Source organism: Vibrio sp. 10N.222.51.C5, from assembly GCF_041474575.1.
Taxonomy (GTDB): domain Bacteria; phylum Pseudomonadota; class Gammaproteobacteria; order Enterobacterales; family Vibrionaceae; genus Vibrio; species Vibrio crassostreae_C.
Genome location: NZ_JBFRUJ010000022.1, coordinates 15905 through 30556, shown reverse-complemented (window position 1 = coordinate 30556; position 14652 = coordinate 15905). Strand labels below are relative to the sequence as shown.

The following is a 14652-nucleotide window of genomic DNA, read 5'->3' as shown; positions in this document are numbered from 1 at the left end:
TAAATAAGGTTGTGTTTAACAAGTAGATTTCGAAAGAGGCTGAGACTCGATCAGCATCTGAGTCGCAGGATGAGCAGGTTTACTCATCACTTGATCGGTCGGTCCGTGCTCCACCATTTCACCATGGTCGAGTACCAGTATTTCTTCACAAAGGGCTTTTGCGGCACCTAAATCGTGAGTAACCAAAATAAGGCGCATATCGCGCTTCTTTTTTAATGAATTAACCAAGTCCAACAACCTTTGGCGATTCACTGGGTCAAGGCTGGCAGTAGGTTCATCGGCCACCAGCACTGCGGGTCTAACGACAAGAGCCCGAGCAATAGCCACACGTTGAGCTTGACCTGTAGAAAGCTGATTAGGTTTCAGTAAGAGCAAACTGGCAGGCAATCCAACGTCTGAAAGCGCCTCTTCAATGATGGCTTCATGATTACCCGAAACATCTAAGTTACTTAGAGGTTCGGCTAAGATCTGTCGAACGGTATAGTAAGGGTTGAGGCTAGTGTGGGGCTCTTGAGGCACCAATTGAATCAAGCGACACACCGTTGCTTGCGCTTTGCTATCGCGAATTGGGAGCGAATAACCGAACAAGTTTATTTGACCAACGGTTGGCGCTTTAAGGCCAAATAGCAGTTCAATTAACGTTGATTTACCGGCACCAGAACGCCCAACAATTGCTAGGCTTTTGTCTTCAACATTAAGGTCTATGTTCTGTAGCGCTTTGAACGCTTTACCACCCAACCAACTTGGTACGGAGTAGTAGTGAACACTCACATTGTCGAACTTAATCTCTATCGGTGTTTGTGTTTCTGAATCAGTCACTGGCATTAATGGCGAGGCTTCTGAGTTTAGTGATAAGGTCGAGCTCATTCGATTAAGTCTCTCAATGAACAGCAGAAAGCGTGAGAGCTCGACTCAAGTGCATGTTTCGGTGCACCGTAAGCCACCACACCACCATCATCGATGACTAACAGCTTGTCACACGCCAACGCGCTATGCAGGTCATGGGTGATGAGTAAACCACCAATTTGACGCTGTTTAACATTGTGTCGAATCAGCTTAAGTATCTCTTGCTCTGTCACCGGATCTAACGCACTGGTTGGTTCATCGGCGATGATAATATCGGCGTTACTCAGCAAGCCAATCGCAATACACACACGTTGGCGTTGCCCACCCGAAATTTGGCTCGGGTACAACGGCAAGATGGTTTCTGGATTAGGAAAACCAAGTTGATTCAGCAACTCGGTAATTTGAATTTTTTCTTTTGATTTAAGCTTAGTGCGAGTTCCCGTCAAGGCAAGGCAGAGTTGACCTTCTATTGAAACCAGAGGGTTCAAAGCTTGAAGCGCATCTTGGAAGATAACTGCGGGGCGCTGTGTGGCAGTTCTTTGCAACATAGGCAAACCACACACAGCTTCACCAGATAGAGAAATATGACCTTCAACTTCAATCGTCTCTGGCAGAAACCCGGCAATAGCGCGAGAAAGCATCGACTTACCAATGCCTGACGGTCCCATGATCGCCAACAGCTCACCGCGATAAACATCGAAGTGGATATCTTGGAAAAGGGTTCTCGAAGAGGTTTTGATCGTTAGGTGGTCAACAGACAAAAGTGGGGCGTTCACGCAGATACTCACAGATAGATGTTATAACATAACAACATTATCATTTAGCTGAGGCGATGAAAAGCGGACATTGAACTGTATCGCGTTTTACTTACAATTTTATTGACCATTTATAGTGAGTCATTACATACAAAAAAGCGCTCACCAAATTTATCGTATAAAAATAGTAAAGCGCTTTCATAAAATATTAATAATGTATTAAAGATGGCAATTAGACAGCTTAGTTAATGGCACCCTGTACTGCATCTTTGACTGGGTAACACTTCTGCTTAACTTGTGCGATGAACGGATACAGGAACGCAATACGCCCAAGATAGAACAGAGTAAACGCAAGCCACAAACCATGATTGCCCCAAATATCGATGGTGAATGCCTGTACCGCTAAGAATACCAACAAAGCCACGATGCTTGAGTCTCTAACCGGACGCGTGGTTCCCGTTCCGGTAAAGATGCCGTAAACCGTTAAGCCAAAGCCAGCCACTAGCGGGAACACAATCAGCCACGGGGCCATCTCTTGATACAAGGTAACCAGCGCTGGAATATCGGTAAACAAGAAAACAATCATGTCTTTGAATATCAGGGTTAAAAGCGTCAGCGCAGCAATGAAACCTGCCGTCCATTGGAAGTTAAGCCTTAATACTCGATCCAACATTGAAGGATTCTTCTGTCCCACCGCTTTACCCGCAAATACACTTGATGCGTTGGCAATGCCGTCAAACATGTAACTGACTATGAAAGTCACCTGCATCAAGATCGCGTTAGCCGCTAGAACATCGGTACCCAGTTTAGAGCCAGTACGCGCCATCATGTTGAAGAACACCAAGATACAAATGGTGCGAAGCAATAGATCAGTATTCGAAGAGATGATTGTCGATAGGTCTTTCTTGGTCATCTTCGAGCCTTGCAGGAACTCAGAGACCGAGATATTGCTGGTCTTCATCACCAAGGTCACACCAATCGCAAAGGTGGTAACTTGTGCAATCAAACTTGCGTAAGCCACACCTGCGACACCCAAATCGAAATAAAGTACAAACACCGCATCCAAGACAATGTTCAACACATTACCAAACACTTGTGTATAAAGAACGTCTTTGGCTTTCGCCTGTCCCATTAACCAACCAATAATGGTGTAGTTAAGCAACACGAAAGGCGCGCCATAAATCAAAATACTGAAGTAGATATGCGCGTGCTCGGCTACATTGGCTTCAGGCTCTATCACCCACATTGCGCCTTGCCAGATGAGTGGTTGTATCAAGATAAAGATCAAACCCACTAAACCAGACAGCACAAACGGACGCATCAAGCTACCCGCCAAATCAGTGCGGTTTCCCTTACCCAGTGCCATCGCACTTTGGCCCGTGGTACTGACACGGAAAAAACCAAACAACCAATACATGGTGTTCATAATGATGGTGCCGATCGCTACGCCACCAATCAATTCAGCAATACCAAGTTGGCCAATAACAGCGGTATCCACAGCACCTAACAGAGGTTGTGTCACCGTTGAGATGATGAAAGGGAAAGCGATTTTCAGATAATCTTTGTGGGTAATGGTCATATTCTATCGAGTGATATTAAGAACTATTTGCAATTAGAACGAAATGCTATCGTTTAATCCGTACGTTGTCATCATTTACTTAGAGTAGATTATCAACAAAGCATCTTTATCTTAGGCCAACTGCATAAAATCGTTAGCTGCTATTGGTTGTGCTAATTTGTCTCAACAAAAGATCAAAGTCTGGTTCAACAAAACAGCACAACCATCGATTAGTAAAAGCTCACGGGAAGGTAGAAATCGAGTTCGAACACTTCATCGGTGTTGAGAAAATGATTCTGATGATAATGCACATACGCGGGAGTCGAGCGCTGTTTGAAACCAGATGTGGGTAGCCACTTTTCTAACACCATACTGATCTGTGGTAGCAGTTCTCCATAGCGGCCATTTAGTCGAAACACAGCGTGTAAGCCGCCCGGAATCACCATCTGATTAACTACGCTACGATACTTAATCGGCTCATCAATCGCGATACACGCCACATAGCGGCACTGATCCATCTCAACCCAAGCAGGGTTTGAGTGATGCAAACCAAATTGGCTCGAGAAATCACGCTGTTCCGAATTCGCCCACGCTTTCAATATCAACCACGCATTGCGAATGGATCGATTATATCCCGTATGTCGAACATAGGCCGCCATCCGTTCAGGCACTTCAATAATCTTAGGTTCAGGTAACACTCGCTGCGCAACATTCAAATAGCCCGCCGCCACTTCGGGATCTTTTAAATAGGGTTTTTCTGCTACTTGTAAATCATGCTTACGCCATTCTCCGGGCGACATATTAAAGGTCGCTTTAAATGCTCGACTAAACGAAGACACCGAGCTAAAGCCACATTTATGGGCGATCTCGACCACTGACGAGCTGGTATCAAACATCAATTGGTTGGCTGCATACTCCATTCGAGTGCGTCGGATATATTGATGCAACGACTCCCCGACCACGCTTTTAAAGGTGCGATGAAAGTGCTGTTCTGAATAGGCCGCTATCTCAGATAACTCTTTGGCAGACAAAGGCTGACTGATGTCTTGGTGAATATGGAACAGGACATCATTGATTCGCGATATGTGTTGACGTGACATCGTTTAAATAGCATAAATGGACATGTTTAAGAGCATAAACGGACACGCTTGTTTTTACAATTGCCGTGTAATATCAAGCGATAGAATAAAAACGATAAACGACGAGACACAACACATGGAAATCGCACAGTCATTACAACAGATTCAATCTTCATACATTCGAGAGATCCTCGCAGCCGCAAGTGATCCAAATGTCATCTCATTGGCCGGCGGTTTACCGGACGAGAAAACATTCCCAATCGATTTAATGAAGCCAACGCTAGAAAACCTAGCGAACATGTCTGAAGTTTTCCAATACGGCTCTACTGCCGGTTACGGCCCGTTGCTTGACCACCTAACACAAAGCTACCAATTGCCAGAGTCACACACGGTAATGATTTGTACTGGCTCTCAGCAAGGTTTGGATTTGATTGCGCGTGCGTATGTCGATCCAGGTGATGTGGTTGTGATGGAAGCGCCAAGCTACTTAGGTGCGATGCAGGTGTTTGGCCTAGTTCAAGCAAACATTGCGACCGTGTCTCAAACTGAATTTGGCCCGAACCTAGATGAACTGGAAACGTGCTTTGCACAGCAATCACCGAAGATGTTCTATGCCGTGCCTGATTTCCACAACCCAACCGGCGTGTGCTGGGCAACAGAAACTCGTCAAAAAGTCGCTGAGCTGTGTATCAAATACAACGTGGCATTCATTGAAGATGCACCATATCGTGAGCTGCGTTTCACAGGTACAGAACTGCCGTTGGTTTCTTCGTTCTGCCCTGATAACTCTATCGTTCTTCGTTCATTCTCTAAGATTGCATCGCCAGGTCTACGTATTGGCGCGGTAACAGGTAAACGCAGCTACCTTGAACCACTGATCAAAGTGAAGCAAGGCGCTGACTTACACTCAAGTGTACCCATGCAAGCACTGCTTGTTGGTCTTCTAAAACATGAAGACTTTGGCGTACACATGGAGAACATTCGCACCCTGTACAAGTCTCGTTATGAAGTGCTGTTCTCAGAGCTAGAGAAACAACTGCCTGCAGATTGCGTGTTAAAAGCCGTCGATGGCGGGATGTTCATTTGGGTTGAGATCCCAGAGTGCGACACCTTCGAATTGGCTAAAACTCTATTATCGAATGGTGTGGCGGTTGTACCAAGCCCAGTATTTTATCCAAAGGCTGATGAAGCAAAAGCTGCACTGCGCTTAAACTTCACTAACGCTAAACCAGAAGAGCTGACTGAAGCGGTGAAACGCTTAGCGGAAGTACTTAACCAAGCGTAATCGCTGATTAAGTAAGACAGATTCAACACCAAGCCCTGCTGTATTTGTACAGCAGGGCTTTTTCGTTCCTCAAACCATAAATCCACAATAAAAAAGGCGTTATATAGCCCTACGTTTGGTTGGTTTTTGTCCCGCACCGCCTTGGTTATACTGCGCCTGATTTTAATAAGCCAACAAGACAGAACTAAGTTGAAATACTCAGTTCTGATCAAAACAGGCAACCGCTCTGGATTTACGTTCCAGCTCGCAGAAAGGAAAAACCATGTCTCAATATGTTGTATGTGCTCTGTATAAATTCGTAGCACTTGATGATTACCAAGAAATTCGCCAGCCACTAACCGACGTGTTAGAAGCCAACCAAATCCGCGGTACTTTGTTACTTGCGAGTGAAGGCATCAACGGTACCGTTGCAGGTAAGCGCGAATCTATCGACGCCCTTCTTCAATGGTTCAAACAAGATTCTCGCTTGGCTGATGTTGTTTACAAAGAGTCGTTCAACGAAGAACAACCATTCAACCGCACCAAGGTTAAGCTTAAGAAAGAGATCGTAACCATGGGCGTTGAGAGCATCGACCCACGCCACGTTGTCGGCACTTACGTGAAACCAAACGAATGGAACGCATTGATCTCTGATCCTGATGTGATTCTGGTTGATACTCGTAACGACTACGAAGTGGACATCGGCACCTTCAAAAATGCTGTAAACCCAAACACAGAAACCTTCCGTGAATTCCCTCAATACGTTGAAGACAACCTTGATCCTAAGAAGCACAAGAAAGTTGCGATGTTCTGTACTGGCGGTATTCGTTGCGAAAAATCAACAGCCTACATGAAAGAGCAAGGCTTTGATGAGGTTTATCACCTTGAAGGCGGCATTCTTAAGTACCTAGAAGAGGTACCTGAAGAAGAGAGTATGTGGGAAGGCGACTGCTACGTATTTGATGGTCGAGTTGCAGTAAACCACCAGCTAGAAAAGAGCGGTTACGATGTGTGTAACGCGTGTCGCCTGCCAATCACTGACGAAGACAAAGCCTCTAAACACTTCGAGAAAGGCGTAAGCTGCCCTAAGTGTATTGATAAGCACAGCGACGAGCAGAAAGCCCGTTTCCGTGAACGTGAAAAGCAAGTTCAACTGTCGAATGCTCGTGGCGAAACCCACGTAGGCGGCGAAGCTGCTCACCTTATCGAGCAACGCAAAAAAGAGAAGCTTGCACACAAAGAGCAGCAACGCTCTGGTAAGAAAGCAAAGTAAACTTTCTGCTTTAAACTCTTATAGTTCTAAACATATAACTATAAATAGTTAGCTATATACATACAAAAGGGCGCAAGTTCGAGGATAATCCTACGAGTTTACGCCCTTTTTTGATCGCTTTACGGCTTTGTGTTTTGAACCACATTTCTTTCGAAAAATTACTTCTATACTGTTAATAATTCGACTAGAGAGGAAGTGCCAATGCTCAATGAAAACCATGCCTTTATCTTAGATTTCCCAGATCTTAAATTAGACATTGTTCAGCTCAACCACGACGACGAAAAATTCAAAGCAGACATGCAGAAATACCACCAACTCGACTACGACATCCGTCAGCTAGAAATCTCTGGCAGCCCTATCGATGACGACAGCATGCACAACCTCAAAGTAGAACGCATGGAGCTCAAAGACTCGCTACACAAACAGCTCACGCGCCATCACGCGCTTAAGATCGTATAGAAAAATCAATCCAAGACTTTATTCTTAGCCATGCATCACGCATGGCTTTTTGGTTTCATCACTTCGCAAATCTAAGCTAATTCGGCTTCTTCAATTATGTTACTGTTTGCTTATTCAAAGGCGTTTGATAAGGAAGCGGTAAAAGTGGCAATGAAAGAAGAGAACATACAACTCCAACTCGCTTCAAATTCTGAATTCGATGAACTGTTTGCGTGTGTTAAACAAGGTATCTTCATACACGTAGATAGCGTTTTCGGCTGGGATGACGACTTTCAACGTCAACGACTTTTAAACGAATACCATCCATCTTGGTTTCATTGGGTATATCGCGAAAATAAAAGAGTGGGGCTCGCCTGCTTTAAACCTTATGACAACGCATACCATATTCATTTGCTGATCATTTTCCCCCAGTACCAAGGTCGTTCGCTTGGCAAGCAAGTCATGACTCTCATACATAAAAAAGCTATGGCAGAGCAACTTAGTCAAGTCACTCTATCGAGTTTTAAAAGTAATGCTCGTGCTATTAACTTTTATCAATCGCTTGGCTATCACGTTGTTGATGAAGGAGATGATGATTTTGTGGGGATGGGGCTCAATCTATACCACAAACACCATCTCTAATTAAACGCCCTAGCCACTCGCCCATTACTGCTCAGTACATAATGACCAATATAAGCTGGGATAAATACCGATTGCCCTTTGGTGAGTGTTAGGTGTTCACCTTTCTGACTCATTAACGTTAAATCATCATCTATTGCCATCAAAATTTCAGCACCGCTTGTGATCACTTCTTCTTGCTGAGGGCGATGAAAGATATTGAAATCAAAATCACTGACAGGAATATCATAACTATCACATTGACCCAGTTTTGAGGGCGCTAACAACAAGCGTTCAAACGGGATCGGTTTGAACTCTGTACAGGCAACCAACTCGGCGACATCAATGTGCTTTGGCGTTAAACCTGCTCGCAAAACGTTGTCTGAATTTGCCATGATCTCGAGCCCAGTTCCCTTAATGTAAGCATGCGGAGTATTCGCATTCAAATACATCGCTTCACCCGGGTTCAATGTGATCAAGTTAAGAAGCAGAACACAAAATAGACCAATATCGTTTGGATACTGATGACTAAGCTCAATAACCAAAGCAAACTCCGCTTGGTCTTGATGAGCAGCCGCGTAAGTCAGAAGTTGCTCTAATGCTTGATGTTTACGTTGTTCATTCAACGTTAATAGATCGCGGAAAAACGTCTCTAAACCTAGAGAATCAAGGTTATTGCCAAACTGTTCAACCAAACTAGCCAGCTCGCTCGAATCTAACTTTCTGAACAGACCTAATATTTCATCGAACTCTCGAAAGCCATTCATCGCTTGGTATTCAGTGACCGCGTAAACCAATTCAGGCTTGTGGTTTGAGTCTTTATAGTTACGATGCCCTGCGGTTAGAGGGATTCTTGCTTGCTCTTCTCTCGCAAAGCCAATTTCAGCTTGTCGCTTGTTTGGGTGAACCTGAACAGACAACGCTTTTTCTGCTGCCAAGATCTTAAACAAGAACGGCAGCTCACCAAACTCCTGCGCAATATCGCTTGATAGATAGGCCGGTTTATTCTTGTTAATCAGCTCAGAGAGAGGCACCAAGTGCTGGTCAAGCTTAACCATTGAGCAACCTTTTGGATGCGCTCCCATCCAAACTTCCGCTTGCGGCTCTTGTGACTCATTCTGAAAGCCAAACAGTTCACGTATCGAAGAAATGCTCCCCCATGCATAATTTTGGATGGTGTTTTCCATTGGGAAAAATGAGTGTTCTGAGAGGTGGCTGAGTGACATGGCGTTTTCCGTAGTGAGCCCTTTGAACACAATTCAGAGAGCTGATTTCTAATAACGTAAATAATTAGAAAGACTACAGAGCTCGGCTAGAACCCACATGAGATGAGGTCTTAGACGCAATAGGAAAAATTCTTAGAAACAGGTGAGACCGATGGAAAGCGTGAAAATAGTCACATTTGAATATCACGAGTAGAAAGCGCTGAGAATAAGATAGCGGCTTGTATCGCACTGATTACAGCAGCGATACAAGCATCTGAATACAAACACTAGTGACTATCTTGTTATCGTTCCTTAAAAACCAGAGCGAGCTTCTGCACTTTTCTGAGGTGATTGAGCTTGTAGGAAAGGCAGTAACAGCAAGCCAATAACGGCCGCACAAGTAGAGATGGTAATGAAGAACCCACTCCAGCCGTAAGCTTCTAGAACGAGCGCTAATGGGTAACCAGAAAGTGCTGCTCCCATATAAGCAAACAAGCCAACAAAACCTGTCGCCGCCCCGGCAGAGTCTTTATGTGAACATTCCGCCGCCGCCATGCCAATAAGCATTTGAGGGCCAAAAACAAAAAAGCCAACGCAGAATAGCCCAGCCGCTTGAAACACAAAGTTGGTTAAAGGCATAAGCCATAAAGCCGAAACCGAAAGGAAGATGCCAATCGCAAACAAGATGTTCATTGGACCGCGGTTGCCACCAAACAACCTATCCGATCCCCACCCAGCAACAAGTGAACCAACAAAACCTCCTATCTCGAACAGAGACAAGGCAGCGTTGGCGTTGATCAAACTGTAATCGTGTTCTTCGGTGAGGTATAAATTGCCCCAGTCGTTAACTGCCGTTCTTACGATGTAAACCAACACATAACTAAAGGCGAGCAACCAAATGTACTTATTGCTGAACACATAGGTTTTCAGGATCTCTCGATAGCTTAACCCTTGCCCATGGCTCTCTTGCGCTAATTCCAGGTGATCACTGCGCCACTTCCCTACCGTCGGAAGTCCCATGGTGGTGGGCTTGTCACGTAAGCGCCAGCAGACAATAAGACCGATAAAAACACCAATCACACCCGGCCAGATAAACCCAGCTCGCCAACTGAACTGCAGCGTTAGATAACCCACAAGAATAGGGATAAGCGCTCCACCAACGTTGTGCGCTGTATTCCAGATTGCCCAGCGAAAGCCTCTTTCAGAGCGAGAATACCAAGTCGTCAATAACTTGGAACACGATGGCCAGCCCCAACCTTGGAACCATGCATTCAATACCCATAGCGAGATAAAAGCCGCTAACGAACTCGAAAAGCCAAACGCGATGTTTATCAGACCAGTCGCGATTAGGCCAAGCCCCATGAAGTAACGAGGGTTCGACCGATCCGATATCGTGCCTGAGATAAATTTCGATAAGCCATAAGAAAGATAAAAGAGCGTGCCAATTAAGCCGATATCGCCTTTGTCCAAACCTAGATCGGTGATCATTGCAGGCGCGGCGTAATTAAAGGTTTTACGAGTGAAGTAAAAACCCGCATAGCCGACATACATTCCTATCATGATGTGAAGGCGCCAATAGCGATAACTCTGATTGACCTCATCATCAGTTAGAGCATCACTCTCTGACGTTGTTGAGCGCAGAAATCCAAACATATTCGTTCTCACACTTTAGGTAATGTAACGCTGATATTGGTACCCGAAGATGAGCCATTAGCGTTGATTGTCATCTTGCCGCCGAGCGCCTGAACACGCTCTTGCATACCGCGAACACCCATTCCTTTGAGAAGATCTTGCGCTGTAAAACCAATGCCATTATCTGATATCTGAAGATAAGACTGGTCACCTAAAAGCAGTTCAATTCTGATTTCGCTCGCGTTGGCGTATTTAGAGGCATTGTTTAGAGATTCTTGGCACAGCCTGAAGATAGTGACCTTAAGCGTGTCACTCAAACACGAGTAATCACCTTGCCAATTTAACTGAATATCAACGCCGTGATCCGAAAACTCCATCTCTCGAATAAGCTGTTCCACGGAATCTTTTAGGTCCAGATCGTCCAGCATCTTAGGTCTTAATTTTGTAAGTAGACGTTTGGTGGTGTCATAAACATTCAAAGATAATGATTCAATGGTACCCGCACAGCGAACGCTCATCTCAGCCGCGTCGACACGTTTAATAATGCTTGCCTGAGTACGAATTGCCGTGATGTTTTGGCCGATTTCATCATGCAGTTCACGCGCAATATCACGACGAACCGACTCTTCAGCGGTAACTAACTGACGTGAAAGGTTTTGATTTCTGGAGAGTTCACTTCGCAATTTGGAGTTGAGATCTTTCTGCTTTTGAACCGCTAAACCAAGCAGTATACCTGTGATGGTTTGAGCAGATAGAGACAAGAGTAAGTCGGTAATTTCGAGTTTGGATGTTCCGCTGTGGGCTGCAATCAACGCGACACTATTTAACATTGTTGCAAGCAGAGCACCTTGCCATCCATAACGAACGGCGAGCAAGATAATAGGGATCGCCATACAGAACGGGGCAAAGCGCCTTAGCTCATCAGGCAAACTGGTTTGTATCAAAATACTGGCGACCAACAACACGCTATATAAAGCAATATGACGGATTTTGAACTCAACGACATTATTGATTAAGTAAGAGCTCAATGGTGCCCACTTGTTTTGGAATAGATAGTTCCAGACCAGATAACACATCGGCACCAGCATCAGTCCGCCAGTAATACTCACCAACCACACCATGTAAACAGCAGAAACATGAGAACCCACCACGGCAACGTTAATAAATGCTGTGACCATGATTAAGCTCGCCATCACTAACAAGTGACGATTCTGGTCACCAGAATAATAACGCTTGGCAATTAGCGTGGCAGGAATACTCAATCCACTGGCGATGAGTATCGTCAGCCATTGGGGTTCATCAAGCAGCAGAGCTAAAGCGATCGCAAGTCCCCACTCTGCAATATAGATGGCAGGCCAATAGTGGGTACGAGTGTGCAGCGTCATTCCCAGTCGAAGTGAAAACGGGAAAAGCAGAATGGCTAACTCAGGGTCATTAATGAAATAGAAGGCAATAACCCATAAACAGAACCATGCACAGCCAGCCATAAAAACCCCACACAGGGAGGTGGCTAGGTAAGAACGCATTAGTACTGGTCTTGTGTAAACAGTTTCGCTAACTCGACATTATTCTTAACATTGAGTTTGTCCATGGCATTGGCACGGTGTACATGCACCGTTTTATGGCTAACCCCTAGCTCTACGGCAATAGATTTTACATCGAGCCCTGTCGCCAATAACTGACACACTTCGCTTTCTCTGCGGGTGAGCTGATTTAAAGAGGCTTTATTCTTCATGGGCGTCGCAAGCTTTATGGCGATATCGGGCGTGAGATAACAGCCACCATTTGCGCTCGTGTGTACGGCTTGGATTAACTCATCAGGGCTACAGCGCTTGCTGAGATAACCTTTGGCTCCTAACTCTAATGACTTCTCAACCATCGCCGGAGAGTCATGTACGCTCAGCATGATACTGGCAATGCCTGATGGAATCTCTTCCAATAAGCTCAGGCCACTTTCGTCTTGCATTGAGATATCTAAGATCACGACATCAGGGTGACAACTTGGCAATCCTAGGCGCGCTTCTGCCGCAGAGTTGAATTCCCCCACGACCGTAATATCAGCTTCAAGACTGAGTAATTGAGCAAAGCCAGATCGAACAATGACGTGGTCATCAACAAGCGCAACATTAATCATGATATTAACCAAAATTAAGAGTAAGAAAGAAAAATAGCCCCAACAGGAGCTATCTAAAATTAAGTTTATTAATAGAGATGATACTGAATCGAACTAACGATTGGTATGATCTCACGTGCTTTAAACCAATAAAGCACGTGAGACTCGCTACGCGTTTTGAGACGCTAAGTGTATTTTCTTAGCGTGGCGAATCTTCTTCTCTTCCGCAAGCGCAACGAATAGCAGTAACACGATACAAATGGCAGCTGACGTATCAAGCGCTGCGAACGTGCCTTTCCAACCCGTTAAGCCAAAAATAGGTGTGCCGTCTGCAATCATACCTAGGCCAAGTTTGGCAAAGCTGTCACCAATTAAGTAAGCAAATGTACCTTTCACGCCATCCGCAACGCTGATTGCTTTCTTAGGCACGAAACCTACTGCAGCAACACCAATCAGCAACTGAGGACCAAATACTAGGAAACCAAGCACAAACAGTGATGCTAGGTACATGAACTCACTGGTTGCATGCTGGTAGAACTCTAGCGAAACGATAATCAGGCCAAGCGATACACAAGCAACCAAAGCACGGCGTCCGTTCGCAAGGTCTGACAGATAACCCCACATTAACGTACCGACCAGTGCACCAACCTCAAACAGAGTGAAGCCTGAAATCGCGGTTTCTTTTGATAGACCTAGCTCTTGATACGCATAAACGGTAGACCATTGATCGATACCGATACGAACAATGTATAAGAAGATATTCGCGAAGCAGAGCAACCAGATCACTTTGTTTTTCAGGATGTATTCAACAAAGATCTCTTTCTTAGTCATTTGATTTTCTTCAGCAGCCGTATCTTCTTCGCTGACTTCTTCATCAAACAACTCTTCAACCGTACCTAGACCATAGGCTTCTGGAGAGTCATTACCAAAGCGCATACCAATAAAGCCAACCACAATCGCAATGATTGATGGGAACACGAACATACCGATCACGTTGCCATCAAAAAGGTAGTTAGCACCGAACAGAGCAACACCAGCGGCACCTGCGCCACCCACGTTGTGCGACATATTCCAAAGGCCTAAATAAGAACCACGCTTGTTACGAGGCGTCCATTTAGTGATGGTCGAGTAGCTTGAAGGACCGCCGGTACTTTGGAAGAAACCACTCAACGCATAGAAGGCAACCATCAAGAATAAGCTAGCACTGCCACCGCCCATACTGAAGCTGAAGCCCAACATAGCGATACCAGAAAGGACAAGCATGAATGGCAGGAACTGCTTGGTGTTTTTACCATCGGCATAATAGGAAACGACGGTTTTACCGATACCGTAAGTGATAGAGAAACCCAGACCGATAAGACCTAGATCCGTCATCGATAATCCATAAGTAGAAATCATGTCGTTTTGCGCGACATTGAAGTTCTTACGGATCAAATACATGGTTAGATAACCAATGAACACGACGAGGTAAGATTGTAGGAATGGTTTAAACCACATTTTTCTTCTAGTTTCGACCGGAAGATCTAGCGTCGGTTTTCGAACCTGATCTAGGAACTTTAACATTGTGAACTCTCTTATTTTTTGTGAGGTCTGCACGGCATAATTGCGGCCATACATTGTTTGTTAGTTGACCGTGAAATAATAAGGAGTCTAAAAATCGACCGCATGAGAGAGGGTCTTAGAATAACTAGGAAAAATTCTTAGTTCAGAATTGGGAGTCAAGAAAGCGTGAACAGCATCACTTTGTTTACGGTCTGTTATGGATTGATATTACGATAACAAAAGTCACTCATTTCAGGGCTGACGAACCTTGTAAATAAACAGAAACGAGTGGATTACTTCACTAAAAAAACACCAGTATCGGTTCATCA

13 protein-coding genes are annotated in these 14652 nt (G+C 44.9%); 4 read left to right on the top strand and 9 right to left on the bottom strand.

The features are described 5' to 3' along the window. Positions 1–15 precede the first annotated feature (15 nt). The 4 genes from AB4558_RS08090 to AB4558_RS08075 form a co-directional block, all read right to left on the bottom strand. Positions 16–867 carry an ABC transporter ATP-binding protein gene (locus AB4558_RS08090; protein WP_017065049.1) on the bottom strand — a complete coding sequence of 284 codons (852 nt, stop codon included), beginning with the start codon at positions 865–867 and terminating at the stop codon, positions 16–18. Next, entirely contained in the window at positions 864–1622 is a 759-nt protein-coding gene (locus tag AB4558_RS08085) for an ATP-binding cassette domain-containing protein (protein ID WP_017061554.1), read from the bottom strand. Before AB4558_RS08085 ends, AB4558_RS08090 begins: the two co-directional genes overlap by 4 nt. Before the next feature lie 220 nt (positions 1623–1842). After that, complete coding sequence (locus tag AB4558_RS08080; protein ID WP_372074830.1) at positions 1843–3180, bottom strand: MATE family efflux transporter; 1338 nt, start codon at positions 3178–3180, stop codon at positions 1843–1845. A gap of 209 nt (positions 3181–3389) precedes the next feature. Then, positions 3390–4259 (bottom strand): GyrI-like domain-containing protein, encoded by an 870-nt coding sequence (locus tag AB4558_RS08075; protein WP_017077027.1) that lies wholly within the window; start codon positions 4257–4259, stop codon positions 3390–3392. Positions 4260–4374: 115 nt separating this feature from the next. Between AB4558_RS08075 and AB4558_RS08070 the strand changes: the two genes are divergently transcribed. The 4 genes from AB4558_RS08070 (at position 4375) to AB4558_RS08055 (ending at position 7855) form a co-directional block, all read left to right on the top strand. Further along, complete coding sequence (locus AB4558_RS08070) at positions 4375–5523, top strand: PLP-dependent aminotransferase family protein (protein ID WP_372074831.1); 1149 nt, start codon at positions 4375–4377, stop codon at positions 5521–5523. 262 nt (positions 5524–5785) lie between these two features. Then, positions 5786–6775, top strand: a complete 990-nt coding sequence (locus AB4558_RS08065; RefSeq protein ID WP_372074832.1) for a rhodanese-related sulfurtransferase — start codon at positions 5786–5788, stop codon at positions 6773–6775. Between the two features lie 201 nt (positions 6776–6976). Further along, the gene (locus tag AB4558_RS08060; protein ID WP_009846137.1) at positions 6977–7234 is read left to right on the top strand and encodes a YdcH family protein; all 258 of its coding nucleotides are present in this window, start codon (positions 6977–6979) and stop codon (positions 7232–7234) included. Positions 7235–7330: 96 nt separating this feature from the next. Beyond that, the gene (locus AB4558_RS08055; RefSeq protein ID WP_372074833.1) at positions 7331–7855 is read left to right on the top strand and encodes a GNAT family N-acetyltransferase; all 525 of its coding nucleotides are present in this window, start codon (positions 7331–7333) and stop codon (positions 7853–7855) included. On the opposite strand, the gene manA is transcribed toward AB4558_RS08055, so the two are convergent. The 5 genes from manA to uhpT all read right to left on the bottom strand — a co-directional run bounded on the left by manA (position 7852) and on the right by uhpT (position 14344). Continuing rightward, a complete protein-coding gene (gene manA, locus AB4558_RS08050) occupies positions 7852–9057 on the bottom strand; it encodes a mannose-6-phosphate isomerase, class I (RefSeq protein ID WP_372074834.1) in 1206 nt (401 codons plus the stop codon). The two genes, AB4558_RS08055 and manA, sit on opposite strands and share 4 nt — an antisense overlap. Positions 9058–9348: 291 nt before the next feature. Beyond that, on the bottom strand, positions 9349–10689 hold the full coding sequence (locus tag AB4558_RS08045; protein WP_065583566.1) for an MFS transporter: 1341 nt from the start codon (positions 10687–10689) through the stop codon (positions 9349–9351). 8 nt (positions 10690–10697) lie between these two features. After that, positions 10698–12194: a signal transduction histidine-protein kinase/phosphatase UhpB gene (uhpB, locus tag AB4558_RS08040; protein ID WP_372074835.1), complete on the bottom strand. Its 1497-nt coding sequence runs from the start codon at positions 12192–12194 to the stop codon at positions 10698–10700. Continuing rightward, positions 12194–12802 (bottom strand): transcriptional regulator UhpA, encoded by a 609-nt coding sequence (gene uhpA, locus AB4558_RS08035; protein WP_017061545.1) that lies wholly within the window; start codon positions 12800–12802, stop codon positions 12194–12196. The genes uhpB and uhpA overlap by 1 nt, the downstream gene beginning before the upstream one ends. Before the next feature lie 147 nt (positions 12803–12949). Continuing rightward, complete coding sequence (gene uhpT / locus AB4558_RS08030) at positions 12950–14344, bottom strand: hexose-6-phosphate:phosphate antiporter (RefSeq protein ID WP_372074836.1); 1395 nt, start codon at positions 14342–14344, stop codon at positions 12950–12952. Between the last annotated feature and the right edge of the window lie 308 nt (positions 14345–14652).

Coding starts and splice junctions, on each gene's coding strand:
- uhpB (WP_372074835.1), bottom strand. CDS start 12,194: ATGCGTTCTTACCTAGCCACCTCCCTGTGTGGGGTTTTTATGGCTGGC.
- AB4558_RS08090 (WP_017065049.1), bottom strand. CDS start 867: ATGAGCTCGACCTTATCACTAAACTCAGAAGCCTCGCCATTAATGCCA.
- AB4558_RS08075 (WP_017077027.1), bottom strand. CDS start 4,259: ATGTCACGTCAACACATATCGCGAATCAATGATGTCCTGTTCCATATT.
- AB4558_RS08065 (WP_372074832.1), top strand. CDS start 5,786: ATGTCTCAATATGTTGTATGTGCTCTGTATAAATTCGTAGCACTTGAT.
- uhpT (WP_372074836.1), bottom strand. CDS start 14,344: ATGTTAAAGTTCCTAGATCAGGTTCGAAAACCGACGCTAGATCTTCCG.
- AB4558_RS08055 (WP_372074833.1), top strand. CDS start 7,331: ATGTTACTGTTTGCTTATTCAAAGGCGTTTGATAAGGAAGCGGTAAAA.
- AB4558_RS08080 (WP_372074830.1), bottom strand. CDS start 3,180: ATGACCATTACCCACAAAGATTATCTGAAAATCGCTTTCCCTTTCATC.
- uhpA (WP_017061545.1), bottom strand. CDS start 12,802: ATGATTAATGTTGCGCTTGTTGATGACCACGTCATTGTTCGATCTGGC.
- manA (WP_372074834.1), bottom strand. CDS start 9,057: ATGTCACTCAGCCACCTCTCAGAACACTCATTTTTCCCAATGGAAAAC.
- AB4558_RS08070 (WP_372074831.1), top strand. CDS start 4,375: ATGGAAATCGCACAGTCATTACAACAGATTCAATCTTCATACATTCGA.
- AB4558_RS08045 (WP_065583566.1), bottom strand. CDS start 10,689: ATGTTTGGATTTCTGCGCTCAACAACGTCAGAGAGTGATGCTCTAACT.
- AB4558_RS08060 (WP_009846137.1), top strand. CDS start 6,977: ATGCTCAATGAAAACCATGCCTTTATCTTAGATTTCCCAGATCTTAAA.